Annotated in this window: 19 protein-coding genes; 16 read left to right on the top strand and 3 right to left on the bottom strand. The window is 65.7% G+C overall.

Going from position 1 to position 26,835, the window contains the following annotated elements; translation table 11 throughout:
* Positions 1 to 182 precede the first annotated feature (182 nt).
* Positions 183 to 2,111, top strand: a complete 1,929-nt coding sequence (locus tag IFT58_RS05355) for a M1 family metallopeptidase (RefSeq protein ID WP_188326139.1) — start codon at positions 183 to 185, stop codon at positions 2,109 to 2,111.
* 353 nt (positions 2,112 to 2,464) lie between these two features.
* Here the strand turns inward: IFT58_RS05355 and IFT58_RS05350 are convergent, their stop codons facing one another.
* Positions 2,465 to 3,100 (bottom strand): TetR/AcrR family transcriptional regulator, encoded by a 636-nt coding sequence (locus IFT58_RS05350; protein ID WP_192081236.1) that lies wholly within the window; start codon positions 3,098 to 3,100, stop codon positions 2,465 to 2,467.
* 130 nt (positions 3,101 to 3,230) lie between these two features.
* Between IFT58_RS05350 and IFT58_RS05345 the strand changes: the two genes are divergently transcribed.
* The 3 genes from IFT58_RS05345 (at position 3,231) to IFT58_RS05335 (ending at position 6,023) form a co-directional block, all read left to right on the top strand.
* Positions 3,231 to 4,265 (top strand): MBL fold metallo-hydrolase, encoded by a 1,035-nt coding sequence (locus tag IFT58_RS05345; protein WP_188326141.1) that lies wholly within the window; start codon positions 3,231 to 3,233, stop codon positions 4,263 to 4,265.
* Between the two features lie 403 nt (positions 4,266 to 4,668).
* On the top strand, positions 4,669 to 5,397 hold the full coding sequence (locus IFT58_RS05340; protein WP_188326142.1) for a hypothetical protein: 729 nt from the start codon (positions 4,669 to 4,671) through the stop codon (positions 5,395 to 5,397).
* Entirely contained in the window at positions 5,394 to 6,023 is a 630-nt protein-coding gene (locus tag IFT58_RS05335; protein WP_249405110.1) for an HAD family hydrolase, read from the top strand. Before IFT58_RS05340 ends, IFT58_RS05335 begins: the two co-directional genes overlap by 4 nt.
* Positions 6,024 to 6,228: 205 nt before the next feature.
* On the opposite strand, the gene IFT58_RS05330 is transcribed toward IFT58_RS05335, so the two are convergent.
* Positions 6,229 to 7,167, bottom strand: coding sequence for a carbohydrate kinase family protein (locus IFT58_RS05330; RefSeq protein ID WP_192081238.1), 939 nt, complete (start codon positions 7,165 to 7,167; stop codon positions 6,229 to 6,231).
* Between the two features lie 348 nt (positions 7,168 to 7,515).
* Between IFT58_RS05330 and IFT58_RS05325 the strand changes: the two genes are divergently transcribed.
* From IFT58_RS05325 to IFT58_RS18915, 12 genes are all read left to right on the top strand, one after another.
* Positions 7,516 to 8,562, top strand: a complete 1,047-nt coding sequence (locus IFT58_RS05325; RefSeq protein WP_188326144.1) for a rod shape-determining protein — start codon at positions 7,516 to 7,518, stop codon at positions 8,560 to 8,562.
* A 121-nt stretch (positions 8,563 to 8,683) separates the two neighbouring features.
* Positions 8,684 to 9,691 carry a rod shape-determining protein MreC gene (mreC, locus tag IFT58_RS05320; protein ID WP_192094100.1) on the top strand — a complete coding sequence of 336 codons (1,008 nt, stop codon included), beginning with the start codon at positions 8,684 to 8,686 and terminating at the stop codon, positions 9,689 to 9,691.
* Positions 9,688 to 10,173 (top strand): rod shape-determining protein MreD, encoded by a 486-nt coding sequence (gene mreD, locus IFT58_RS05315; RefSeq protein ID WP_188326145.1) that lies wholly within the window; start codon positions 9,688 to 9,690, stop codon positions 10,171 to 10,173. Before mreC ends, mreD begins: the two co-directional genes overlap by 4 nt.
* Positions 10,174 to 10,188: 15 nt before the next feature.
* A complete protein-coding gene (gene mrdA / locus IFT58_RS05310; RefSeq protein WP_192094099.1) occupies positions 10,189 to 12,378 on the top strand; it encodes a penicillin-binding protein 2 in 2,190 nt (729 codons plus the stop codon).
* The gene (gene rodA / locus IFT58_RS05305) at positions 12,375 to 13,487 is read left to right on the top strand and encodes a rod shape-determining protein RodA (protein WP_188326147.1); all 1,113 of its coding nucleotides are present in this window, start codon (positions 12,375 to 12,377) and stop codon (positions 13,485 to 13,487) included. The genes mrdA and rodA overlap by 4 nt, the downstream gene beginning before the upstream one ends.
* A 662-nt stretch (positions 13,488 to 14,149) precedes the next feature.
* Positions 14,150 to 15,298 carry a lytic murein transglycosylase B gene (gene mltB / locus IFT58_RS05300; protein ID WP_192094098.1) on the top strand — a complete coding sequence of 383 codons (1,149 nt, stop codon included), beginning with the start codon at positions 14,150 to 14,152 and terminating at the stop codon, positions 15,296 to 15,298.
* On the top strand, positions 15,295 to 16,656 hold the full coding sequence (locus tag IFT58_RS05295) for a septal ring lytic transglycosylase RlpA family protein (protein ID WP_192094097.1): 1,362 nt from the start codon (positions 15,295 to 15,297) through the stop codon (positions 16,654 to 16,656). The genes mltB and IFT58_RS05295 overlap by 4 nt, the downstream gene beginning before the upstream one ends.
* A gap of 120 nt (positions 16,657 to 16,776) precedes the next feature.
* Positions 16,777 to 17,988, top strand: a complete 1,212-nt coding sequence (locus tag IFT58_RS05290; RefSeq protein WP_188326150.1) for a D-alanyl-D-alanine carboxypeptidase family protein — start codon at positions 16,777 to 16,779, stop codon at positions 17,986 to 17,988.
* Between the two features lie 556 nt (positions 17,989 to 18,544).
* On the top strand, positions 18,545 to 18,967 hold the full coding sequence (locus IFT58_RS05285; RefSeq protein ID WP_192094096.1) for a hypothetical protein: 423 nt from the start codon (positions 18,545 to 18,547) through the stop codon (positions 18,965 to 18,967).
* 197 nt (positions 18,968 to 19,164) lie between these two features.
* Positions 19,165 to 22,746 carry an ESPR-type extended signal peptide-containing protein gene (locus IFT58_RS05280; protein ID WP_192094095.1) on the top strand — a complete coding sequence of 1,194 codons (3,582 nt, stop codon included), beginning with the start codon at positions 19,165 to 19,167 and terminating at the stop codon, positions 22,744 to 22,746.
* Between the two features lie 205 nt (positions 22,747 to 22,951).
* The gene (locus IFT58_RS05275) at positions 22,952 to 25,177 is read left to right on the top strand and encodes a YadA-like family protein (protein WP_192094094.1); all 2,226 of its coding nucleotides are present in this window, start codon (positions 22,952 to 22,954) and stop codon (positions 25,175 to 25,177) included.
* A gap of 117 nt (positions 25,178 to 25,294) precedes the next feature.
* Positions 25,295 to 25,426 carry a hypothetical protein gene (locus tag IFT58_RS18915; RefSeq protein WP_274602800.1) on the top strand — a complete coding sequence of 44 codons (132 nt, stop codon included), beginning with the start codon at positions 25,295 to 25,297 and terminating at the stop codon, positions 25,424 to 25,426.
* 110 nt (positions 25,427 to 25,536) lie between these two features.
* On the opposite strand, the gene IFT58_RS05270 is transcribed toward IFT58_RS18915, so the two are convergent.
* The gene (locus IFT58_RS05270; protein WP_192094093.1) at positions 25,537 to 26,598 is read right to left on the bottom strand and encodes a lipid A deacylase LpxR family protein; all 1,062 of its coding nucleotides are present in this window, start codon (positions 26,596 to 26,598) and stop codon (positions 25,537 to 25,539) included.
* Positions 26,599 to 26,835 lie beyond the last annotated feature (237 nt).

Below are 26,835 nucleotides of genomic sequence, written 5' to 3'. Positions count from 1 at the left end.
GGTAGCGCCGAGCCATGCTCGGCGTGCGGGATCCCGCCGAGCGTTGCTATGCCGGTCGTCCTGACCGGCACCCTCCGGGCCGTCGCAAGCGACGTTGGCAGCGGCTCCTGCCGCTACCTTCGGCGCTACCAAGGGCGGAACAGGGGTAAAATCAGCCTTTACCCCTGAAACGGTCTCGATGCATGCGTACCCCGTTCCTGCTCCTTCCGCTGGCCGTGGCCCTCGCCGCCGGCTGCTCCCAGGAGACCGCCGCGCCGGTCGCCACTCCCCCCGCGCAGAGTGCGCCGGCTGCCCCCGTGAACGCTGAAAACCGCAGCCACGACGAAAGCTCCTATGCCGAGCCGGACAAGGTCGTCATCAAGGACATCGCCCTCGACCTGAAGCTGGATTTCGACAGCAAGCAGATCGGTGGCACCGCGACCTACACGCTGGAGTGGAAGAACAAGGACGCCAAGCAGCTGGTGCTGGACACGCGTGAGCTGGCCGTCGCCAAGGTCGAGGCCATCGCGGCCGATGGCGCGCGCAGCCCGCTGCCGTTCGTGCTGGCGCCCGTGGACAAGGTGTTCGGCAGCAAGCTGACCATCGAAACCCCCACGCAGCCGACCAAGGTCGAGATCAGCTACCACACCGCTCCGACGGCCTCGGGCCTGCAGTGGCTGGCGCCGTCGATGACCGAAGGCAAGAAGCTGCCCTTCATGTTCAGCCAGTCGCAGGCGATCCACGCGCGCTCGTGGGTGCCGCTGCAGGACACGCCGAGCGTTCGCTTCACCTACAGCGCGCACGTGGTCTCGCGCCCGGACGTGATGGTGCTGATGAGCGCCGACAACGACCCCAAGGCCGCGCGTGACGGTGATTACACCTTCAAGATGCCGCAGCCGATTCCTTCCTACCTGCTGGCGATCGCTGCGGGTGACCTGGTGTTCGAGCCGATCTCCGGCCGCTCCGGTGTGTGGGCTGAACCGACCATGGTCGGCAAGGCAGCGAAGGAGTTCGAAGACACCGAGAAGATGATCGGCGCCGCCGAAAAGCTGTACGGCGAGTACCGCTGGGGCCGCTACGACATGCTGGTGCTGCCGCCGTCGTTCCCGTTCGGCGGCATGGAAAACCCGCGCCTGACCTTCGCCACCCCGACCGTGATCGTGGGCGACAAGTCGCTGGTCTCGCTGGTCGCCCACGAACTGGCGCACAGTTGGTCGGGCAACCTGGTGACCAACGCCAGCTGGAAGGACATCTGGCTCAACGAAGGCTTCACCACCTACGTGCAGGGTCGCATCACCGAAGCGCTGTATGGCAAGGAAATGGCCGAGATGGAGCGGCAGATCGACCAGACCGACCTGTTGGCCGAGGTGAAGGACATGAGCCCGGCCGATCAGGCGCTGGCCCTGCCGCCGCTGAACGAACGTGACCCGGACGAGGCGCTGAGCCAGGTTGCCTATGTAAAGGGGTCCTGGTTCCTGGAGTTCCTGGAACAGCGCTTCGGCCGCGAGGTGTTCGATCCCTTCCTGCGTGGCTGGTTCAACGACCATGCCTTCCAGAGCGCGAACACCGATCAGTTCGTCGACTATCTGAAGAAGAACCTGCTCGACAAGAAGCCCGGCGCAGTGACGGATGCCGAACTGAAGGCATGGCTCGACGAGCCGGGCATCCCGGCATTCGCGGCCAAGGCGCAGTCGCGCAACTTCAGCAATGTCGATACCGCGCGCATTGCGTGGGAAGGTACCGGCAAGCTGCCCACCAACCAGCTGACCGCTGAATGGAGCACGCAGGAATGGGTGCGTTTCATCGACGGACTGGGCGCGAAGCAGCCGCTGGACAAGCTCACCGCGCTGGACCGTGCCTTCAAGTTCACCGGTACGCCGAACGGTGAAATCGCCATGCGCTGGTACCCGCTGGCGATCCGCAGTGGCTACGCTGAGGCGACTCCGGCCGCCGCCGAGTTCATCGAGCGGGTGGGCCGTCGCAAGCTGATCATGCCGATCTACGCCGAACTGGTGAAGACGCCGGAAGGTCTGGAGATTGCCAAGGCTGCCTTTGAAAAGGCCAAGCCGGGCTACCACCCGATCACCACCGGCTCGGTGCAGGACATGCTGTCCAAGGCCGAAGCCCAGTAACACCGAAAGCGGGTGCTGACGTCGGTCGGCACCCGCTCTTGCTGGAACGGGCGCGGTTGCTGGTGCCATCGCCGCTGCCTTCGTGATTGCGGTAGCGGTCGCTGCTGCCGTGCCGTTGCCGTTGCCGTTGTGTCGTCTTGGCCTTCGCGGTTCCGGTTGCCTTCGCGATCGCGGTTGCTCTCGCTGTAACTGTCGTTGCTGTTGCTGTTGCTGTCGCTGTCGCTGTCGCTGTCGCTGTTGCTGTCGCTGTTGCTCTCGCTGTCGCTGCTTGGTAGAGCCGACTTCAGTCGGCTTCCTGCCGCCAGCCGACTGAAGTCGGCTCTACCAATGCCAACCTCCTGCGCCGCTCGGGGCTAGACCGACGTATGTTCCAGTGCGTTCAGCGCCAGGAACATGTCCACGCACTCTTCCATCAATCGCTGCTGCGCTTCCGGTGCCAGCGGCGCCTGCCCCATTGCCACCTGCGGCCAGAACGCAAACGCCTTCAGCATGCCTTGCAGCTGATGCGCGGCTTCAGCCGGCGAGGGCAGTGTGCGCAGCCGACCATCCGCTTGTGCCGCCCGCATCCAGGCGGTCAGCCCTTCTTCTTTCTCCGCCAGCCGTTCCATCATCGCCCGCGCGCGCTCCGGGGCATGCACCAGTTCGGCGATCGCCACCCGCGACAGGTCGATGAAACTCTCATCGGCCATCAGCCGCATCTTCCTTGCGGCGAATCCCAGCAGTTGCGGACGAAGCGGCTGGGCTGGTGCGTAGTCCGGCGCATCCAGGTCTTGGCTGGCCTCCCACAGCTGCAACAGGATGGCGGTGAACAGCTCGTCCTTGCTGGCGAAGTGGTTATAGACCGTTCGCTTGGACACCTCTGCCGTGGCAGCGATCCGGTCCATGCTGGTGGCCGCGAACCCGAAGCTGCGGAACTCCGTCACGGCCGCCGCGAGGATGGCGGCGCGCTTGCGGTCGGTCAGGCGGGTAGGGCGGGTATCGGCACTCATACCGATATTTTACACCGTTCAGTTTACTTCCAACGAAATAGAAGTAGACTCTTCGGTGTACTTTTCAGGGCAAGCCCGAATGACCCGTCGCCTGCCGCGCTTCCTCCTCATTTCTACGGTATTGATCGCCATGACACTTGGCCTGCTGACCTGCGGCGCGCGTCCTGCCGCTTCCTACGAAGAATCTCCCCAGTACCAGGATGGACGCTTCCACAATCCCGCGGGCAAGTCGTCGCTGGGATTCGTCGGCACCCTGGGGGTGCTCTGGCGCTTCATGGTGGACAAGCCCAAGGATGCCACCCCGCCCGCACCGATTCCGGTGCATGCGTTGACCCGCCAGGACCTGCTGGACGCGCCGGACGACAGTCTGTGGCGGCTGGGACACTCCACCGTGCTGATGAAGTTGGATGGTCATTTCTGGCTGACCGACCCGGTTTTTTCCGAGCGCGCCTCGCCGATGTCGTTCATGGGACCCAAGCGCTTCCATGCGCCACCGCTTGATATTGAAGCGTTGCCGCCGCTGACCGGCGTGATCATTTCCCATGACCACTACGACCACCTGGACCACGATGCCATCCGTGCGCTGGCGCCGAAGGTCGACCACTTCATCACCGCGCTGGGTGTGGGGGATCGATTGCGGGCGTGGGGCGTGCCCGCCGACAAGATCCAGCAGCTGGACTGGTGGCAGGAGACCCAGGTGCACGGTCTGAAGATCGCTGCCACGCCGGCACAGCATTTCTCCGGTCGTGGCGTGTCCGATGGCAACCGCACGTTGTGGGCGTCGTGGGTGATCGACAGTGGACGCAAGCGCATTTTCTTCAGTGGTGACAGCGGCTACTTCGACGGCTTCGCCCAGATCGGCGAACGGTACGGTCCGTTCGACCTGACGCTCGTCGAGACCGGCGCTTACGACGCCGACTGGGCCGACGTGCACATGCAGCCCGAACAGAGTCTCCAGGCGCATCTGGATGTCCGCGGCAAGGTGATGATGCCGATCCACAACGGCACCTTCGACCTGGCGCTGCATCCGTGGACGGAACCCTTCGAGCGCATCACCGCGCTGGCGCAGGAACAGGGTGTGGTGCTGACGGCACCGCAGATGGGCGAGCGGTTGGATATCGGTGCACCGGCGCCATCCACCCAGTGGTGGCGGCAAGTGCGGTAACGCGGCAGGGAACGGGCAGGTGGCCAGGTGGATCGTTGGATCCGCGGCCGGTGGATCGGTGGACGGTGGATCGTTCGACGGGTGGACGGGTGGATCGGCGGCCGGTGGATGGTGGACGGGGGATCGGTCGAACGGTGCACGGTTGGACGGGTGGACGGTGGATCGGTGGAACGTTGGATCGTTGGATCGTTGGATCGGTGGATCGGTGGATCGTTGGATCGTTGGATCGTTGGATCGTTCGACCGGTAGAGCCGACTTCAGTCGGCTTGCCTGCAGCCGACTGAAGTCGGCTCTACCAGGGCGGGAGATGCAGCCGACTGAAGTCGGCTCTACCGGGGCAGGAGATGCAGCCGACTGAAGTCGGCTCTACAGTAGGGGTTCAACGACCACACGCGGAGCCTGCATGAAACACCTGATTCTCGTTGCCACCTGCGCGCTGGCGCTGGTCGCCTGTAGCGACCCGGAGGCCGAGCGCCAGGCGCAGCAGGCGGCGGCCGCCGCCGCCCAGGCGCAGAAGGAAACCAAGGCCGACGAGGTGGCCAAGCAGTACGACACCGCCGTGGCAGCGCAGGAATGGGAGCGGGCCCGCATCCACGGCGGGTCATTGCTGGATGTCTACAAAGGAACGGCCGCGGCTGCTCGCATCGAAGCGGGATTCGCTGACGTGAAGGCCAAGGCCGACGAAGCGCGCGACCTGCGCCGGATGCAGGCGCTGTGGCAGTACAACCAGATTCCCGTTGGCACCAAGGGAACGCAGCGGTCCGCATCGATCTACGGCAAGGAGCGCGTCGACGTCGACGGAAGTGGCCCCAAGCCGGTGCAGTTGGTCTTCCGCGATCATCCCGAGTGGAAACGGCATGCGTACCTGGTGCTGCAGGCTGGTGATTTCCGTTGCCCCGGCGGCTGCAAGGTGCAGGTCAGCGTGGACGGTGGAACCCCGCGCGCGATGGCCGCGTGGCGTCCGGATACCGATGAGGCGATCGCCATGTTCATCACCGACAACGCCGCGCTGTGGAAGCTGGCGCGTCAGGCCAAGGCAATCAGCATCGAGTTCCCGGTGAAGGCCGGCGGTACGCGCACGGCCGTCTTTGAAACCGGCGGCCTGGATGCGAGCCAGATGCCGTGGAAATGATGCAGCCGATGCCGCCGGCCGGCCATGCCGTTCTTTCGGGCGTGCGTCATTGGATATTCGACCTGGACGGCACGCTGACCGTGGCCGTGCACGATTTCGCCGCCATCAAGCGCGCGCTGGACATAGCCGCGCATGAAGACATCATCGAGCATCTGGTTGCACTGCCCGACGAGGATGAGCGGGCCAAGCGCGCCTGGCTTTTCGATCATGAGCGTGAGCTGGCGCTGGGCGCGCAGGCGGCCATCGGCGCGGTGGCGTTACTGCGCGCGATGCACGGGAGTGGCTGCGAGCTCGGAATCCTCACTCGCAATGATCATGCGGTGGCCAAGCTGACCTTGGAGGCGATCGGGGTGGCCGATCTGTTCGCCGATGATCACATCATCGGCCGCGATGAGGCCGAACCCAAGCCGTCGCCGGCCGGCATCGTGTACCACCTGCAGCGCTGGGGTGTCGAAGCGGCACAGGTGGCGATGGTGGGGGATCACCGCATGGACCTGGCGGCGGGACGTGCTGCGGGCACGCAGACGGTGCTGGTCAATACACCGGGTGACCCATGGCCTGGGATGGCAGACTGGCGTTTCGCGGACTGCGCGGCGCTGCAGTCGGCGTGGCGGCAGCACACATGACGCGGTAACGCGTGGAGGTAGAGCCGACTTCAGTCGGCTGCGGTGCATGATCACTGCCAGCCGACTGAAGTCGGCTCTACCTTGGGGGTTCGCGATTGCTGTCAGCCGACTTAAGTCGGCTCTACCCGGGAAACGGGGGCTGCCGCTGCGCTCGCCGAGCATGGCTCGGCGCTACCAGGCGAATGCGGCGCAGCGTCCCTCGGCTTCAGACGTTCAGTGCGTAACCGAACTGCTGCTTGAACTGCTCGTTGAACTCGTCGAAGGTGAAACGCTGGTTCTGCGTGCCCGGGTGCTCCACCTTCAGCGCGCCCATCAGGTTGCCCATGCGGCCGATGGTCAGCCAGTCGAAGCCCTTCTGGATGCCGTAGATCAGGCCGGCACGGAAGGCGTCGCCGCAACCGGTCGGGTCCACTACGCGGCGTTCGTGCGCCGGCGGGATGTCGTAGCTCTTTTCAGGGGTGTGGATGACCGCACCCTTGGGGCCGCGCGTGGTGATGTAGGCCTGTACGCGGCTGACGATTTCCTTCTCGTCCCAGCCGGTGCGTTCCTGCAGCAGGTTCGACTCGTAATCGTTGACCACCACGTAATCCGCCTGCTCGATGAACGTGCGCAGCTCCGGACCGTTGAACAGCGGCATGGCCTGGCCGGGATCGAAGATGAAGGGCACGCCGTCTTCGTGGAACTCCAGCGCGTTCTGGATCATGCCTTCGCGGCCATCCGGGCCGACCAGGCCCAGGCTGACGCCCGGCACGTCGCGCACGTGGTTCTCATACGAACGCATCATCGCGCCGGGATGGAAGGCGGTGATCTGGTTGTTGTCGTGGTCGGTGGTGATGAAGGCCTGCGGGGTGAACAGCTCGTCGATTACGCGTACCCGGGACAGGTCGATGCCCAGTGCATCGAAATGTTCACGATAGGGGCCGAAATCGGTGCCCACCGTGCCCATCGGGATCGGGTCGCCGCCCAGCAGGTGCAGGTTGTAGGCGATGTTGCCGGCGCAGCCGCCGAACTCGCGGCGCATGCGCGGCACCAGGAACGACACATTCAGGATGTGCACCTTGTCCGGCAGGATGTGATTCTTGAACTGGTCCGGGAACACCATGATGGTGTCGAAGGCAAGAGAACCACAGATCAAAGCGGACATCGATGTAAGCCTATGCGGGAATGGGTGGAGTGCGTGCCGCAGGGCGGGCAGGCAAACGGCGCCCGTGGGCGCCCGACGGCGCAAAGGTTACCGGCTGGAGCGGCGTAAGGGTAGCGCCGGACCGTGCGGGGCGCGCTGTCGTCTGCTGTGGCACCACGCGGCAGCGGCGAGGAGTACGATGGTCGCCAAACCTGTACCAATCCAGCCGAAAGCCTCTGAATACGCGGGTTCAGCTGGATATGTCCTTGCTCGCAGGGGGGCGGGTTGCTAGGCTTGCACGTCTCGATTTCTGCCCATATTCCGCCACTCCAGGCAGAGGCAGCGCACCTCCTCAGGATCACTTCCTCGATGTTCAAGAAACTCCGCGGCATGTTCTCCAATGACCTGTCCATCGATCTGGGCACGGCCAATACCCTCATCTACGTGCGCGGGCAGGGAATCGTGCTGAACGAGCCGTCCGTGGTCGCCGTGCGCCAGGACCGTGCCATCGGAGGCACCCGATCGGTGGCCGCAGTGGGCACCGAGGCCAAGCAGATGCTGGGCCGTACACCGGGCCATATCACCACCATCCGCCCGATGAAGGACGGCGTCATCGCCGATTTCACCTACACCGAGGCGATGCTCAAACACTTCATCAAGAAGGTGCACAAGTCGCGCTTCCTGCGCCCGAGCCCGCGCGTGCTGGTGTGCGTGCCGGCCGGCTCCACCCAGGTGGAGCGTCGCGCCATCAAGGAATCGGCCGAAGAGGCCGGTGCGCGTGATGTGTTCCTGATCGAAGAGCCGATGGCGGCCGCGATCGGCGCCGGCATGCCGGTGACCGAAGCGCGGGGTTCGATGGTCATCGACATCGGCGGCGGCACCACCGAAGTCGCCGTGATCTCGCTGAACGGCATCGTCTACTCGGCCTCGGTCCGTATCGGCGGCGACCGCTTCGATGAGTCCATCACCAATTACGTGCGTCGTAACCACGGCATGCTGATTGGTGAAGCCACCGCCGAGCGCATCAAGGTGGAGCTGGGTTGCGCCTACCCGCAGGCGGAAGTGATCGAGATGGAGATCTCCGGCCGCAACCTCGCCGAGGGCGTGCCGAAGATGATCAAGATCACCTCCAACGAAGTGCTTGAAGCGCTGCACGAGCCGCTGTCGGGCATCGTCAGCGCGGTCAAACTGGCGCTGGAGCAGACGCCGCCGGAGCTGTGCGCCGACGTCGCCGAGCGCGGCATCGTGCTCACCGGTGGTGGTGCGTTGCTGCGCGACATGGATCGCCTGATCTCTGAAGAAACCGGCCTGCACGTGCAGGTGGCCGATGATCCGCTGACCTGCGTGGCCCGCGGTGGCGGTCGCGCGCTGGAACTGGTGGACATGCACGGCAACGAGTTCTTTGCGCCGGAGTAAGCCCGGCCGGCTTGTCGTGAGCGCCGCGCCCTTCCGGCGTACGGCCTGCCTGCATGGCAGACCGGCACCGGCGGGGCGCCGTCGTGTTTCCTTCCCGATTCTTTTCTGCTGAAGCTGCATCGTGCCGCCCTACGCCGGACCCCCCATTGCTTCCCGCTCCGGCGATGCCGCGAGCCCGCTGCGGCTGCTCACCTACCTGGTGCTGGCGATCACCCTGATCGTGCTGGACGACCAGGCGGGCTGGCTGGCGCGCCTGCGCGAGCAGGCCAATGTGCTGGTGCAGCCGGCGTGGAACCTGGCGGGCCTGCCCGGGCGGCTGGGCAACCAGGTGCGCGACAACGCGGCCAGCCATGGCCAGCTGGTGGCGGAGAACCGGCAGCTGCGCAACAGCCTGCTGGTGGCGAATGCGCGGCTGACCCGGCTGCAGACCGCTGCGCTGGACAACGCGCAGTTGCGTGAACTGTTGAACGTCGCCGAGCGCAGCGGGTTGGATGTGCAGCTGGCGCCGATCCTCGATATCGACCTGGACCCGGTGAAACAGCGCCTGGTACTGGCGGCTGGCACCCGTGAGGGCGTGCACGTAGGTCAGGCGGTGATCGATGCCGGCGGCCTGATGGGGCAGGTGATCAGTGTGACCGGCAGCACCTCCACCGTGCTGCTGCTGACCGACCCGGACCATGCGGTGCCGGTGACGGTGGCGCGCAACGGCGTGCGGCTGATCGTCTATGGCCGTGGCGACACGCTGGAGCTGCGTGACATTCCGCTGAGTGCCGGGGTGGAAGTGGGCGATGAGATCGTCACCTCTGGACTGGGCGGACGGTTCCCGGTGGGATTCCCGGTCGGCACCATCGCGGCGCTGCGCCCGGATGACACCCACGCCTTCCTGGTGGGCGAACTGAAGCCGGCCGCCGCGCTGGATCGCGGCCGCGACGTGCTGCTGCTGCGGCCCGGTTCGCCGATCCGCATCCCGCCGCCGCCCCCGGTCAACACGGACGCGGCTTCGGTAGCGCCGAGCGATGCTCGGCGAGCACCCACCGACGCAGCCACGACGGCTGACGGCCAGCGGCCGTCACTACCAGGCAACGCATCGTCACCACCGACCGCCCCCACGACGGAGACACGCCCGTGAGCCGCCTGCGCGACAACCGCTGGGTGCTGCCGGTCAGCGTGATCGCCGCCCTGATGCTGGGCTTGCTGCCGTTGCCACCGTTCCTGCAGCCATTGCGCCCTTACTGGCTGGCCCTGGTGCTGGCTTACTGGGTCATTGAAGCGCCTGAACGGGTCGGGCTGGGCGTGGCCTTCGCCAGCGGCGTCGTCGCCGATTTCCTCTATGGCGGCGTGCTGGGCGAGCAGGCGCTGCGCCTGGTGATCCTGGCTTTCATCCTGCAACGCTTCCGTGCGCGCATCCGGTTCTTCCCGATGTCGCAGCAGATCCTCGCCATCGGCGGCCTGCTGTTCAACGACCGCATCGTCAGCGCCGTGGTGCACATCGTGGTCGGCGAGCCGACCCTGCCGTGGGCCTATTGGTGGGCCCCGTTGCTGGGTATGGCGTTGTGGCCGCTGGTATTCGTGCTGCTGGACGCGGTGCGTTTCGGACGGCGCGGTCGCTGAGATGGGCATGCCGATATGAGCACCCGCCGCCCGGTCAAGAATCCGCACGCCGAGGCCGAGCAGTTCCGCCGTCGCGCGGTGCTCGGTTTCCTGGCCGTGGTGCTGTGCCTGGGCGGGCTGGGCGCGTGGTACTTCAAGCTGCAGGTGCTGGACCACGAGATCTACACCACGCGCTCGGATGCCAACCGCATCAAGCCCCGTCCGGTGGTGCCCGGTCGCGGGATGATCTACGACCGCAATGGCCGCCTGCTGGCCGAGAACGTGCCGGCCTTCCGTCTGGACGTCACCCCGGACAAGGTCAAGGACATGGACGCCACCTTGGCCGGGCTGGCGAAAATCTTCCCGCTGAGCGAGGAAGAAATCGAGGCCTTCAACCGTTCGCGCAAGGCGCGTCGCAGCTTCCTGCCGGTGACCCTGAAGCTGCGCGTCAGCGAAGAAGAAATGGCGCGCTTCGCGGTGGACCGCTGGCGCTTCCCCGGGGTCGAGCTGGAGCCCTACCTGACCCGCCGCTATCCCTTTGGCGACCTGTTCGCGCATGTGATCGGCTACGTGGGCCGGGTGGATGACAAAGACCTGGAAATGCTCGGCGAGGGCAATGCCGCGCTGACCCATATCGGCAAGTCCGGGCTGGAGCGTTATTACGAACAGCAGCTGCGCGGCAAGGTCGGCTACGAACAGGTGGAAACCAATGTGCAGGGGCGGGCGATCCGTACGGTCGGCCGCGTGGCCGCCCAGTCGGGCACCGACCTGCGGCTGTCCATCGATGCCGACCTGCAGCGGGCCATGGTGGCTGCCTTCGGCGTGCAGGAAGGCGCGGCGGTGGCGATGGATCCGCGTACCGGCGAAGTGCTGGCGATGGTCAGCCTGCCTTCGTATGACGCCAATCTGTTCGTCAACGGGATATCGCACGCCGACTTCCGCGCGCTCAACGATAATCCCTCACGCCCGCAGTTCAACCGGCTGGTGCTGGGCGGTGTGGCACCGGGCTCCACGCTGAAGCCGTTGATCGCACTGGCCGGGCTGGATGCCGGCGTGCGCCGGCCGGAAGACAAAGTGCTGTCGACGGGCATGTTCTACCTGCCCGGCACCAGTCGCGGCTGGGGCGACGCCAACCGCGGTGGCCATGGCTGGACCGATCTGCGCAAGTCCATCGCACAGTCGGTCAACACGTACTACTACCGATTGGCGTTGGATCTTGGTATCGAGCGCTTCGACCACTACATGGGCTATTACGGCTTCGGGGCACCGACCGGCATCGACCTGACCGGCGAGATCGGGGGCATCCTGCCGTCGCCGGCGTACAAGATGAAATCGCGCAAAGAGCGCTGGTACCCCGGCGACACGGTGAACGTCAGCATCGGCCAGGGCGATTGGAAGGTGACGCCGCTGCAACTGGCGCACGGGGTAAGCGGCATCGCCAGCGGCCAGCTGCGCACGCCGCACCTGGTGATGCAGCAGCGCGATGGCTTCGATAGTGACTGGACCATCACGCCGCCCAGCGAAACCAAACCGATCAGCCCGAATCCAAACAACGTGCAGGCCGTGCGCGAAGGCATGATGGCCACCATGCAGCCAGGTGGCAGTGGCGCGCGCATGGCGGCCGGCGCGTCGTATGTGATGGCGGGAAAGACCGGCACCGCGCAGGTGATCAGCCGCAAGGGCACCGCCGCGGTGGATCCGCGCAGCCTGCCGCTGCACCTGCGCCACCGCTCTTTGTTCGTCGGCTTCGCGCCGGCCGACAATCCGGTGATCGCTATCGCCGTGGCGGTGGAAGGCGGCGGCTACGGCGGGTCGGCGGCGGCCCCGATCGCGCGCAAGGTCTTTGATGCGTGGCTGCTGGGCAAGATGCCGGAGGGCGTGCTGCCGCTGGATGTAGAGCGTGGCAGCGTGGCGTTCGGCGGCACCGTGTTCGATAACGAAGACAACGCAGCGCGCGCGAACGGAGAAGCCGCGGCGCTGGCGGCCGGTGATCTGCCGGTGCAGGTCGGTCTGCCGTCCCCGCAGGCAGTGCCCGCCGGGCAGGGCGCGGCGCCACCGACTGAACCCGCCCCGGTAGCGCCGAGCCCTGCGCGGCGAGCAGCCCCCTCGGAGCCTGCCACCCCGGTAGCGCCGAGCCATGCTCGGCGGACGCCCCCCTCGGAGCCCGCCACCCCGGTAGCGCCGAGCCATGCTCGGCGGATACCCCCCTCGGAGCCCGCCCGATGAAGGATTTCCTGCGCTGGGCCGGCGACATGCTGGTGCGCTTCTTCAGCACGCTGGACTGGATGCTGTGTGCCGCCTTGGGCGCACTGATGCTGATCGGTCTCGCCACGCTGAAAAGCGCGGGTGGCGACGGGCTGGTCTTCGCCCAGGGCGCACGCTTCGCCGTTGGCCTGGCGGCCATGTGGGGCATATCACGCGTGCCGATCCTGCGCATCCGCTCGGTGACGCCGATGATCTACGCCATTTCGATGATCCCGCTGCTGGCGGTGTTCGCGATCGGTACCGGCAAGTACGGCCGGCAATGGCTGGACCTCAAGCTCTTCTACCTGCAGCCGGCCGAACTGCTGAAGGTCAGCCTGCCGATGATGGTGGCCTGGTACCTGCACCGCATGCCGTTGCCGCCCCGTTTCACGACGGTGCTGGTCAGCCTGCTGATCATCGGCGCACCGACGGCGGCGGTGATGCTGCAGCCGGACTTCGGCACCGCCGTGCTGATCGCCGCCAGCGGCGTGTTCGTGCTGCTGCTGGCCGGCCTGCCGTGGTGGTGGGTCGGGCTGGGCGTGGGCGGCATCGCCGCGGTCGCACCGGTCGCCTGGTTCTGGCTGCTGATGCCGTACCAGAAAGACCGCATCATGATGTTCCTCGACCCGGAGATGGATGCGCTGGGCGCGGGCTGGAACATCATCCAGTCGAAGATCGCCATTGGATCGGGTGGCCTGGAGGGCAAGGGCTGGGGCCAGGGCTCGCAGTCGCACCTGAACTTCATCCCGGAGCAGACGACGGACTTCGCATTTTCGGTGCTGAGCGAAGAGTTCGGCTGGATGGGCGTCGCGCTGGTGCTGGCGCTGTATCTGGTGGTGATCGGGCGTTGCCTGTGGATCGCCGGACAGTCGCGGGATTCCTACTCGCGCCTGCTGGCCGGCGCCACCGGCCTGGCCTTCTTCGTCTACGTACTGGTCAACGGCGGCATGATTTCCGGCCTGTTGCCCGTGGTGGGCGTACCCATGCCCCTGATCAGCTACGGCGGCACCTCGGCGGTATCCTTGCTGGCAGGCTTCGGTCTGGTGATGGCCGTACGCAGTCACAACCCGGTTCACGGCGGCTACCGATAGAGCCGACGCGGTAGAGCCGGCGCGGTAGAGCCGACTTCAGTCGGCTTGCCTCACCACGCGCGTGAAGCGCAGCCACGGTAGAGCCGACTTCAGTCGGCTTCTCTCACCACGCGCGTGAAGCCCAGCCGACTGAAGTCGGCTCTACCAGGCTACGCGCGTGAAGCCCAGCCGACTGAAGTCGGCTCTACCAGGCCGAGCGTTGAAGGGCATCCGAGGTAGAGCCGACTTCAGTCGGCTTGCCGGACCGGGCGCGGAAGTGCAGCCGACTGAAGTCAGCTCTACCCCAGCAAGGCGTCGTGAAGATTTCACACATCAAATCTGCTCTAGATCACACTTCTTAACGAATTTTTGATTTTGATCAATGGATTTGTCGCAAACCCCCTGCACAATGGCGGCCTGTCATGCAGGGCGCGTTCATCTAGCGCCGACCTGCGGACAGGAGCAGCAAGACCGCACGTTAGCCACCTGCTCTGGGGAGATGCAGGCGGCCCAATCGCATGGTCCGGCAGGCCGGTTGCGCCCGTAGGGGGATGGGGGCGCAACCGGTTTGTTGTCACTGCTTTTTTCACGCAGGATTTACAAAGGTTGACTCACTTAATCAATCCTTTGCTATTCATGGTCTTAGGGGTTTTATTTCATCCATGACCTGCTAACCTGCGGCGATGATCCGACGTACTCTGGCCTGCATGCTCACCCTCGGCCTGGTCGCTTGCGCGACTCAGCCGTCGAGTCCTCCATCGCCTTCGCAGGCCACCGTTGCGCCGCATGAACCGGCCAGCGGACACACCAAGGGACCGGCGGAAGCCGCGCCCGAGGCCGCTGCGGCTACCGCACCGCCGGTCGACCTGACGCCCGTCCCGTTCGACGTCGCGCGCGCCAATTTCATCCGCGATACCGCTGCCGCGCACAAACTTGATCCTGCCTATATCGCCAGCGTGCTCGACCAGGCGCAGGTGCGTCCGACGATCATTGCGGCGATGTCGCGTCCGGCAGAACGGGTCAAGCCGTGGAACGAGTACCGGCCGATCTTCATCAGCCAGGCACGCATCGACGGCGGAAAGAAGTTCCTGGCCGAACATCGGGATGAGCTGATGCGCGTGCAGCAGCGCACGGGCGTGCCGGCCGAGGTGATCGTGGCCATCATCGGCGTGGAAACCAGCTATGGCGGCAACACCGGCAACCACCGGGTGCTCGATGCGCTCTACACACTGGCCTTCTATTACCCGCGCAGCGGCGATCCCGCCAAGCTCGAACGCGAGGTGCGGCGCGAGCTGTTCTTCCGCGACGAATTGGCCAAGGCGTTCGTTCTCGCACGTGATGAAAAGCTCGACATCACGACGCTGAAAGGCAGTTATGCCGGTGCCATGGGCATGGGCCAGTTCATGCCGTCCAGCTATCTGGATTACGCAGTGGACGGCAACGGCGATGGTCGCCGTGACCTGTTCAACAGCTACGACGACGTGTTCTCGTCCATCGCCAATTACTTCGTCAAGAAGGGCGGCTGGGTGCGCGGCGGGCAAGTAGCGGTGCCGGCTACGCTGGCCACCGGCCGCGAAGAGTTCAATCCGACCGAGTGGAAGCCCACCTGGTCGCTGCAGGATCTGGCCGCACGCGGTTATCAGCCGGTCGGCGCGGTGCAGCCGGGCGCGACCGCCACGCCGATCACGCTTGAAGGCAGCACCGGCAAACAGTACTGGCTGGGCTTCCAGAACTATTACGCCATCACCCGTTACAACATCTCCAAAATGTACGCGATGGCGGTATTCCAGCTGTCGCAGGCCATCGCAGGACAGGAGTTGCCGCCGGCATGAACATCAGATGGTGGGTCCCCGGAGCGTTGATCCTTGCGCTGGCCGCATGCAGCAGCGCGCCCAAGAAACCCGGCGGAACCGCCATCGGTCCGGGCAAGCCACCCGGCACCGTCGTGCAGGGCAAGGGCAGCAGCCGACCGGCCCACTGCCCTGATGGCTCGCCGTATGCAGCGGCGGCGGAGGATCTGGCCACGCGCGGAAACTACACCGCCGGCGGTCTGTACAAGCCGGGGGTGAAAGACACCACCCCGACGTACATTCCCAACGTAGCGTGCATCCCGGAGCCGGAAGTGCAGGATCTGGCGCGCTCGCCGATCGGCAACAAGACGCCGTATGAAGTGCTGGGCAAGCAGTACAAGGTGATGGACAGCACCAAGGGCTATGCGGAAAAAGGCACGGCTTCTTACTACGGTGCCAAGTTCCATGGCCGCCTGACCTCCAACCGGGAGGTCTATGACATGTACCAGTTCACCGCCGCCCACAAGACGTTGCCGCTGCCCAGCTTCGCGCGCGTGACGAACCTGGACAACGGCGAGTCGGTGATCGTGCGGGTGAACGACCGCGGCCCCTTCCACGACGGCCGGGTGATCGACCTGAGTTACGCCGCAGCCGTGCGATTGGGCATCACCCAGCGCGGCACGGGCAATGTGGAAGTCAGTGCGCTGCAGCCGGGTGAGGGCAATCTGTTGGCCAGCGCCAAGCCCACCCGTGCCGAGCGCCGCGCCACCACGATGGTCGCTGCCGCTGATGCCGCACCGTCGGCCATCGACAGCCTGGTCAACCGTCTGCCACCGGCGTCGGCCCCTGTTGCCGCCGCCGCCGCCGCCATCGCAGCGCCCGCACCGCGCACCGCTGCCGTCGCGGGCAAGCCGCCGACCGGCCCGGAGGCCTACCGCTACCGCGTTGCCGACAGTGCGAAGCCCGGATCGGCCGACAATTTCGACCGCTGGATGCGCGACAACAACGTGCGCGTCGCCACCGGCAAGCCGACTACCCCGGTAGCGACGGTCGCCGGCCGTCAACCTGATAAGTCCCCCGCAGCGGCATTGACGGCAGCCCCCCGTCAACCGGGCCCCGCCGTCGCCGCCAAGTCAACCTCGACCGCCACGCTGTCCCAGCAGGTGCTGGGCAACGTGCTGCTGCAGGTCGCCAGTTTCGCCAGCCGTGACAACGCCACCCGCGCCCAGGGCCAGCTCACCGCTGCCGGCATCGTCGGCGCGACCATCAGCGATATCGCCGCCGGGGGCCGCACGCTCTGGCGCCTGCGCGTACCCGCCAACGATCACGCCAATGCCACGGAACTCGCTGGCCGCATCGCCGGTCTGGGGTTCGGCGCACCGCAGATCGTCAAGGAATGATCGGCAGCGGCAGGCGACCGCCGCCTGCCGCGCCCGCGCCGTGACCGCCTACAATGGCGTTCGCGTTCACCATCTCGCCTATCCAGCCGTATTCCGGCCGCTCCAGGAGTCTGCAGTCCCATGAAATTCCGTTTCGCTGCCACCGCGCTGGCCGCCACCCTGGTGGTCGGTCTGGCCCATGCCCAGACCGCGCTGCCGACGCCGGCTGCCCCGGCAGCGGCCACTGCGCCGACTACCGTCGCCACGCCGCCCGCACCGGTGCCCAGCGTGTCCAAGGCCTGGATCCTGATGGATTACGCCTCCGGCCAGATCCTCGCCGGTGAGAACGTCGACGCCCAGTTGGCGCCGGCCAGCATCACCAAGGTGATGACCAGCTATGTCGTCGCGGCCGAAGTGAAGAACGGCAAGGTCAAGCCGGACGATCAGGTGATGATGAGCGAGCGCGCCTGGCGCGAAGGCGGCGCGGGCACGGATGGCAGCTACAGCGGCTTCCCGGTCAACCAGACGGCGCGTCTGGAAGACATGGAAAAGGGCATGGCGATCCAGTCCGGCAACGATGCCGCGATCGCCCTGGCCGAACACGTGGCCGGCAGCGAAGAAGCCTTCGCCTCGCTGATGAACAGCTATGCCGCCAAGATCGGCATGAAGAACTCGCACTTCGTCAATGCGCACGGCCTGACCGCCGAAGGTCATCACAGCACCGCACACGATCTGGCCCTGCTGGGCCGCGCTTTCGTGCGCGACTACCCGGAAACGTACGCCTACAACAAGGTGAAGGAATTCACCGTGGGCAACATCAAGCAGCCCAACCGCAACCTGCTGCTGTGGCGCGACGGCACGGTGGATGGCATCAAGACCGGCCATACCTCGGCGGCCGGTTACTGCCTGATGAGTTCAGCGCAGCGCGGTGACCAGCGCCTGATCGCAGTGGTGCTGGGCGGCGCGTCGGAAAAGCAGCGTGCCGATGACAGCCTGGCCCTGCTCAACTGGGGCTTCCGCTTCTTCGAGACTCACCGCCTGTATGAACCGGGCAAGGTCGTGGCCGAGCACAAGGTGTGGAAGGGCAAGGTCGACAACGTGCAGTTGGGTGTTGCGCAGCCGATGCTGGTCAGCCTGCCGCGTGGTCGCTACAACGATCTGAAGCCGAGCATCGACGTGCCCAAGAGCCTGACGGCGCCGTTCACTGCCGGCCAGCAGATCGGCACGCTGAAGGTGACCCTGGATGGCAAGGTCGTCGCGCAGGCGCCGCTGGTTGCGATCGCTGCTGTTGAAGAAGCTGGCTTCTTCAAGCGCCTGTGGGACAGCTTCTGGATGTGGTGGGAATCCGAATAATCCGCTAGCGACGGCCGCTGGCCGTCAAGCCGTGGCGCAGACCATGGCGCTAACCCAGGGTAGAGCCGACTTCAGTCGGCTGCTTCCCGCCAGCCGACTGAAGTCGGCTCTACGAGGGACTGGCCCATGCAGCCGACTGAAGTCGGCTCTACCAGGCCATGGCGCCCGGTAACCGGTAGCGCCGACCCATGGTCGGCGAGCGCAGCGGGCCGTTGGCGGACCAATTCCGCCGAGCACGGCGCGGCGCTACCGCACTCTTTACAGGTTGCCTGATAGACGCTTTCGTCCAAGCACCCGCACGCTGTGCAGGCTGGTTGCAACCGCACCAGCCGGGATTGGCATCCTGTAAGAGCGTTTTGTTGTCACAGACTTGATGCACGCAAAGCATTGAGCAGAATGCACCGACTTCCGCGTCTGCGGCGGACGGTGCGTGGGGGATCCCGGGATCCCGCCGGTATGTCTTTCTGTGGCGACACGCTCACCGGTATGCCAACCCGCACCGTCCGCCACCTTGCATTCCGGCAGGTGGCCCGCACGCACTGCGAGGTATCCCTGCATGCTTGAACGCCAGTCCGCCAATGCACGCTTGCACGCCCTGATCGGCGACGCCGCCAACACGCTATCGCCGGCCCACATCGAGCGCATCGCCGCCAAGCTGGCCGAGGCCGCCGCGCCAACGCCCCAGCCTGCGCTGCTGGCCCAATTGCAGCAGATGAAGCCGGACCGCTGCGCCAACGGATCGCCGTGGGCGGAGAATCGACTGAACGCGGGCCGCTGCAACGACCTGGCCAGCGCCAGCCGCTGCCTGCACAGCCTGGCCAGCGTGCTGCGCCTGCTGCACGCCGCTCAGCTGACCGCCAGCGAAGCCGAGCTTGATCAGCAACTGGGTGCGTGTGAGATCGACGGTCTGCTGCACGCTGCGCGCTGTCTGGCGGATTCGGCTGCCAGCGCGCTACACGCCCCCACCATGGGCGTATGAGTCCCAGCCCCGCTGCTGCTGGAAACCCATACGAATCCGTAGGGAACGGGAGCGTGGCGGCGTTCTAGGACCGGACCGATGGGGTCAAAACACCCGAAAGAGAACGATGGCGTAATTCCGGAAACCCGGAACTCAGATAACGCCATCGCAGTCACCAGCACGACGGATCCCGTCGCGCACTCATCGGGAAAACCCTCATGAATGCTGTCTACAAACTGATCTTCAATCTTTCTACCGGGACGTGGGCCGTGGCCTCCGAGCTGACCGCATCGCGCGGCAAGAAGAGCCGCACCCGCCTTGCCGCCGCCATGGCCGTTGCCCTGGTGATGCCGGCCGGTGCCGCACTGGCTGCCGACTCGCCGACTGCGCTGCAGTGCGCGGTGAACGAAGCGGTCTCGGCCGACGGCCTGCGTTGCGAGGAGTCGTCTTCGACGACAACCATGTCAGGCGGCATCGGCACCCAGCAGCTTGGGACACTTGAGGACAATCTGGCCTTCGGCGATCCCCGCGTCAACGGTTCCACCGCTCCCTCGGCATCGGGGGCCAATTCCGTTGCTCTCGGCCGCAACAGTCAAGCAACTGCCGTCAGTTCAACCGCACTAGGTTTTTCCGCCCTCGCTACGGGTGACGGCTCTACTGCAGCCGGTGTCACCGCCTCCGCAGCAGGCCTGAATTCCGTAGCGATGGGCCTCGCAGCCTCCGCTGGGGGGGATCGCGCCATTGGTATCGGCAATGGGGCCAACGCGAGTTTGAATGACGCCATTGCGATCGGCGATGCCTCGACAGCAAGTGCGGCTGACGCTATCGCAATCGGGTCCCAGCTCCGGAATGCAGGCGCCAGCTCAATCCTGCTGGGTAACAATTTCGTAGAGGTCGATGCCGGTAGCAGCGGTGCTTTTGTTGTTACGCCGCAAGGCGGTACTGCTAGTGCGTATGCAACTCCGGTCCTGAACTCCGCCAACGCAGTCGCTATTCTCGGCAGCGTGCAGAACGCACCGAACGGCGTCGCGATCGGTAGCGCCAGCTCGGCCACCGCAGCGGGTGCCGTGGCATTGGGTGCAGGCTCACTGGCAGACGTCGCCAACACCGTCTCGGTAGGCACTGCAGCCGCGCAGCGCAAGATCGTCAACATGGGCGCCGGCACCGCTGCGACCGATGCCGTCAACGTCAGCCAGCTGACCCCGGTCATTGCCGGTCTTGGCGGCGGCGCGAATATCAACGCCGCCGGCGTTGTCACCGGCCCGAACTATGCCTTCAAGGACGGCACGATCTACAACAATGTCGGCGGTGCGCTGGGTGATCTGGATACGCGTGTCAGCGGCATGGCCGCCGGCGTCGGCTTGGTCAGCTACGACGTGGACAGCGAGACGGTGCAGGTCGCAAAGGACATCAGCGGCGGTTCGGTCAGCTTCGCCGGTCAGGGCGGGGCATCACGCGTCGTCTCGGGTGTGGCCAACGGCAGTGTGGCCGCAGGCAGCACGCAGGCCATCAACGGCTCGCAGTTGAACACCACCAACGGCCGCATCACCACCCAGACCGCGCGCGTGGGTGCGATCAGCAGCGGCGTCGCAGCTGCACTGGGCGGCAGTGCGGCCATCGATCCCATCACTGGTGTGGTGACCGCGCCGAGCTACAGCGTGGGCAGCAACGTTTACAACAACGTCGGCGATGCCCTCACCAACATTGATGGCCGCACCACTAACAACACGACCAGTATTGACGGCAACACGACCGCCATCAGCAAGCTCAACAACGGCACGGCCGGTCTGGTGCAGCAGGTCGATGCGGATGCAGAACTGACCGTGGGCAAGGACACCGGTGGCGCTGCCGTCAACTTCGCCGGCACCAGCGATGACCGCAAGCTGATCGGTGTTGCCGCCGGCACGGTAGGTGCCGCCAGCAACGAAGCAATCAACGGTTCGCAGCTGTACGGCACCGCCCAGAGCGTGGCTGATAGCCTGGGTGGCAATTCCGCAGTCGGCACAGATGGCACCATCACCAAGCCGGTCTACAACATCGGTGGCAGGGACTACACCGGCGTGGGTGAAGGCTTCAAGGCGGTGGACAAGCGCATGGACGGCCTGATCGGCGGCACCGAAGGTCTGGTGACCTACGACGATTCCACCGGCACGGTCAACGTGGCCACCGGCAAGGATGGCACCAAGGTGAACTTCGCCGGCAATGATGTGGATCGCACGCTGAGCGGCGTGGCCCGCGGCATGGCCGAAAACGATGCGGCCAACATCGCCCAGCTGAAGGATGTGACGGCTGGCCTGGGTGGCAATGCAACCGTCAACCCGGACGGCACCATCACCGGCCCGACCTACAGGATTGGCGCTGCTGGCACTGAGTACAACAACGTCGGTGATGCCCTCACCAACATCGATGGCCGCACCACGACCAACGAAGGCAACATCACCACCATCAACACCCGTCTGGACGGGCTGGCCGATGGCACCGTGGGTCTGGTGCAGCAGGCCGGTACGGATGCAGAACTGACCGTAGGCAAGTCCACCGGTGGTGCTGCGGTCAACTTCGCCGGCAGCAGCGGTGACCGCAAGCTGACCGGCGTGGCCGCTGGCGACCTGACCGACACCAGCACCGATGCGGTGAACGGTTCGCAGCTGAAGACGACCAATGACCGTGTGGCTGTCAACGAGAACGACATCACCAACCTGGATGGTCGCGTTACCACCAACGAAGGTGATATCACCAACCTCAACACCGTCGTGCAGGACCTGTCCAACGGCACCGCGGGCCTGGTGAAGCAGGACCTGTCTACCGGCGATGTCAGCATCGCAGCGGCCACCGGCGGTACGGTGGTCAACGTGGGTGGCGCTGCAGGGCCGCGTCGTCTGAGCGGTGTGGAAAATGGCATGGCCGACACCGACGCGGCGACCATCGCACAGCTGAGGGCCTCTGGCCTGGTTGATCGGGATGGCGAAGCACTGGGTGCGGTGGTGTACGACGACATGAGCCTGGCTCGTGCCACCTTGGGCGGCAGCAGAGGTACGGTGCTCGGCAATGTCGGCAATGGTCTGATCGGCGCGGGCAGCATGGAAGCCATCAACGGTGGCCAGCTGTTCCAGATGAATGCCGATTGGGAATCGAAGTGGTCTGCACTGGATGGCCGCGTGGGCACCATCGAACGTGGCGTGGGCGACGGTTCGATCGGCGGTCCGGGCCAGGGTGCGGGTCCGGGTCCGGCCCCGGGTGAAGGCATGATCGGTGCCGGTGAGGGTGCAGGTTCGATCGTGATCGGCGACGGTACCCCGGGTGGTGCCGGTGCAGCGGGCGGCGACGGTGCAGTCGCCATCGGCGGCGGTTCCTCGGCGGCCGGCAAGGACTCGGTGGCCATCGGTAGCGGCTCCATCGCTGACCGTGAGCGCGAAGTGTCTGTCGGTGCCCCGGGTGCAGAGCGCGTCATCGGCAACGTGGCCGCTGGTACGCGTCCGACCGATGCGGTCAACCTGAAGCAGATGGATGACCGCTTCGCTGCCGAGCGTGACTGGAGCAACAGCCGCTTCCAGGCCGTTGACAAGCGTATCGACCGCATGGGCGCAATCAGCGCTGCATACGCCGGTATGGCCATCAATACCGCAGGCCTGAACGGTGACAACCGCGTCGGTGCCGGTATCGGCTCGCAGAACGGCCGCAGTGCACTGGCCGTGGGTTACCAGCGCATCCTGGGCGAGAAGAAGAACGTCTCGGTCTCGCTGGGTGGTGCCTTCAGTGGCAGCGACCAGAGCGTGTCGGCCGGTGCCGGTTTCAGCTGGTAAGCAAGTGCGATGACCGCACGGCAGGCTTGATGCTGCTGTGACGTGATGGCCCGCGATCCTTGGATCGCGGGCCATTTTTTTTGTTCTACAACAGTGTGGGACCCGTCCGATGGGGGCCGGAAATTCACCGCCCGATACTCATCCCTCTCCATTTTCCCTCAGCGCGCCGTCCATCGACAGTGCGCTGGCGCCTAGAGGCTGCCCCTTGATCGAACATTCCCCCTCCCGCAGCATCCGTGCTGCATCGCGCGCGCACTGGCAGCTGTCCCGTGTACAGCGTCGGCTGGCCATCAGTGTGGTGTTGGCGCTGCCGCCATTGGCGGCTCTTGTTCCCGGTGCTGCATCGGCGCAGGTGATCCCCACGGGCGGCACGCTGTCGCTGTGCCCCAACGGGGCCCTGGGTGGCAGCGGCCGGCTATGGACGCATGCCGGCACCAACAGCGCCTCGGCCTGTGGTGGGTACTTTTCCTTCGCGCTGGCCAACGGCTCCGGTGCCATCGGATCCAACGGCTCCTTCCAGTCCAGTTCTCTCGTACAGGGATTCACTGACGGGCGGTTGCTGCTGCGCGGCAACGCGGGCGTCGCTATCGAAGGGCCGGCCACGTTCAATTCAGCGGCCAATTTCACCAACCACCGGATCAGCGGGCTGGCCGACGGCGCTGCCGCCACCGATGCGGTGAACCTGCGGCAGCTCAACGCCGCAGTGAGCACCGCAACCGGTTCTGAATACATTGCCTTCGGTGCGCCGATCAACGGCGTGGCGCCGGTGGGCGCACACACGGCGTTCGCCACCGGTGGCGTGGCGATCGGCGACGGCGCCAACGCCGGTACCGCGTACAACGCCAGGGGCGCGGTGGCCATCGGCGCCAACAGCCTGGTGACCTATGCCGGTGGCATCGCGATCGGTGAGGGCGCAAGGGCCGGCTTCGGCAGGATTACCCCCAATGGCGCGGTCGCTATCGGTCGCGACAGCTCTGTCACTGCGGATGGATCGCTCGCCCTGGGCACCGGCGCCACGGTGTCGACCCAGTTGGCCACCAACAGTGTGGCACTGGGCGCATCCAGCCTGGCCGATCAGGCCAACACCGTATCGGTGGGCAACGCCGGGACCGGTCTTCAGCGCCGCATCGTCAACCTGGCCGCCGGTGCGCTGTCATCGGGCAGCACCGATGCAGTGAATGGTTCGCAGCTGTTCGCTACCAACGAGCGGGTAGGCAAACTGGAAAACGGTGATTTCGGCCTGGTGTCCTTCGACGCCGCGCGCGGTAGCGTGGATGTTGCCACGGCGAAGGGCGGTGACCGGGTCAACATTGCCGGCACGGCAGGCAGGCGCCGTCTTGGCGGGTTGGCCAATGGCCTACAGGATGACGAGGCGGTCACCATCGCCCAGCTGAAGGCAGCAGGCGTGCTGGATCCGGCCAGCGGCACGCTTCTCAGTGCGGTGACCTACGACGACACCAGCCTGGCGAGCGCACGCTTGGGTGGCACCCGTGGCACCATCGTCAATAATCTAGCCGATGGTCAAGTCGCTGCCGGCAGCATGCAGGCGATCAACGGTGGGCAGATGTTCCGGGCACTGGCTAATACCGCCAGCCTGCTCGGCGGGGGTGCCAGCGTGGGCCTGCAGGGTGCGTTCGTCGCACCAACCTATTCGATCCAGAACAGCGCCTATCACAACGTGGGCGACGCATTGGGTGCGCTGGACCGCAAGGTCAGCGAGATCGATCAGCGCGTGGCGGGTGCCGGACCGGCGCGTGTCGGCACGCTGGATGCGGCATCGTCAGCGGGGTCGTCAGCGGCACGCACACCGTCCGCGGCGGCATCGGCAGCAGAAGTAGCAGTGTCTACTTCTGCCACGCCGACGCCCTCTGCAGTGATCGGCACCGGGGCAGTGGCCAGTGGTGCGGGCGCGGTGGCCTTGGGCGATGGCGCGGTGGCCACTGCGGACAATTCAGTCGCCTTGGGCAAAGGCTCGGTGGCTGACCGGCCAAACTCGGTATCGGTGGGCAGCGCTGGCAACGAGCGTCAGTTGACCCATGTGGCCGAGGGTACCGCAGACACCGATGGGGTCAACAAGGGCCAACTGGACCGCGGCGTGGCCTCGGCCAATAGTTACACCGATGGAAAAGTGGGTGCGCTCAACGACAGCTTTGAAGGGCTGCGCGGTGAAGTGGATGGCCGCCTGCGCAACATGGACCGTCGCATTGATCGACAGGGTGCGATGAGCGCGGCCATGCTCAACATGGCCACCAGCGCCGCCGGCGTGCGCACCGACAATCGGGTCGGCGTGGGTGTGGGCTTTCAGGGCGGTGAATCGGCGCTGTCGGTGGGTTACCAGCGTGCGCTGAGTGATCGTGCGACGGTGACGCTGGGCGGCGCCTTGAGCGGAGACGATGCGTCGGTCGGCTTCGGTGCGGGTTTCGGCTGGTAAGACCGCAGCATGCCGGCTCACCTGCGATCAAGAGATCGCAGGTGAGTGCGGCGGCGCCGCCAAGCAAAGACGACCGGTCTGATGGGCGCTTGCTGGGCTGATTGCAACGATCAGGTCATGAACAGGATCACACCCGTACTTCAGTTCGTCTGCCGCTTCACTTTGGTGTTTGCCGAGGAGTTCACTGCACGCCGTCGTCGGCGCTCGCTGCGGCGCAGGCCGTTGCGTCGGCTGTCACGCCGCGACTGAGCGCCGCCTCGCTGCTGCGCTCGCCGAGCATGGCTCGGCGCTACCGGTGGGGCGGCACGTGGCGCCGAGCCGTGGTCGGCGGATCGTGGATCGGCGTGGATCGGCGCCGGTTACAAGCTGCGGCTGATGGTGAAGCTGCCGAAGATCGGCGACTGCCGCTGGCCGTCGAATTCCTTGGTGCTGTGGTAACGCGCCACGGCGAATTTCCAGCGGCCCCGCATCACGGCCACGCCGTAGCCGCCCTGTGCGACCACGTGCTTCTTGTCGACGCTGTGGCTGTTGCGGAAGGTGTTGCCGTCCAAGGTGATATCGCGGATCACCCACGCCGCGTCAGTGGTGGCGAACAGATGCCATGACCAGCCACTCGGCCGGCCGCCACGCGACGGTGAGGTGTTTTCACCGGCCGGGCGTAGCGGGGTGCTGCCGAAGTCATCGGGCAGCTTCCAGCCGAAGCGCACTTCGCCGCCCGCGTTCAGGTGGGTGGCCAGGTTGCCGACGGCGCCGCCGTAATGGCTGATCGCGTCCCAGCCCCAGCCGCTGGCATTGTCCGTGGCATCGCGCGGCCAGCGGTTCATCCGCTCGTGGGTGAGCATCAGCACGGGTTCGTTGTGCAGTTGGTTGTCCCAGCCCTGGAATTTGTCGTCGTCCAGCAGGTCATGCACGGCGTCCTGTACTTCCTTGCCCTGCGCCCAGGGCCCGACCACGCCGAAGGTAAACTGGGTGGTCTGCAGGTAGTTCCCGCTGCGGGCGTTGTAGCCGAAGCTGCCGACCAACACGCCGGCATACGGGCGGTCATCTTCGATCACGTCGCGGCGGGTGAAGTCGGTCGGGGTGAAAATGCCCTGGGCGACGCTGAAGATCATGTTCTGCTGTTCGAACTCGCCCGGGTGCAGGGCCTCCAGATGGCGGTTCACCCAGCGCGCCATGCGCGGCAGGCACGGGTCGTTGGTGAAGTCGACCAGATTCGGCGAGACAAAGGTGATCTGCGCCCCGTTGGTATATCCCTGATCCTGGTCGGCACCGCCGAGCAGGTCGTTGTCCACGCGGAAGTTGATCTGCGGGGGATGGTCAGCCAACGCGCTCTGGCTGCACTGTTCGGCGGCGTGGAGGGGGAGGGCCACGGCCAGCAGGCCGGTCAGTCCGATAGCTGCTGCAATGCGCGTTGGGTGCATGGGATTCCAAGATGGATTTTTGTCGTTTCTCGCGCATTCACGGTATCGCCTATGTGAAGGCAGGTCGATGACGTCACATGCATTGCTCTGTTCTGTGCCCCGACCCCTCGGGCCGGCGTTCAGCTGAGGTTGCCGTTGGGCAGGCGGTGTCTTATCCTCTGCGCCGGCGCCCCGGCGCTTTCAAGGATCCTGGCCTGCCGCCACCGGCCTCTCTCAACCCAATGGATTGCGCTTTGC

It is taken from the genome of Stenotrophomonas sp. CFBP 13718, assembly GCF_014842145.1.
GTDB lineage: Bacteria > Pseudomonadota > Gammaproteobacteria > Xanthomonadales > Xanthomonadaceae > Stenotrophomonas.
Note: the sequence above shows the minus strand (reverse complement) of the source record. Positions and strands in the feature narration are given on the sequence as shown.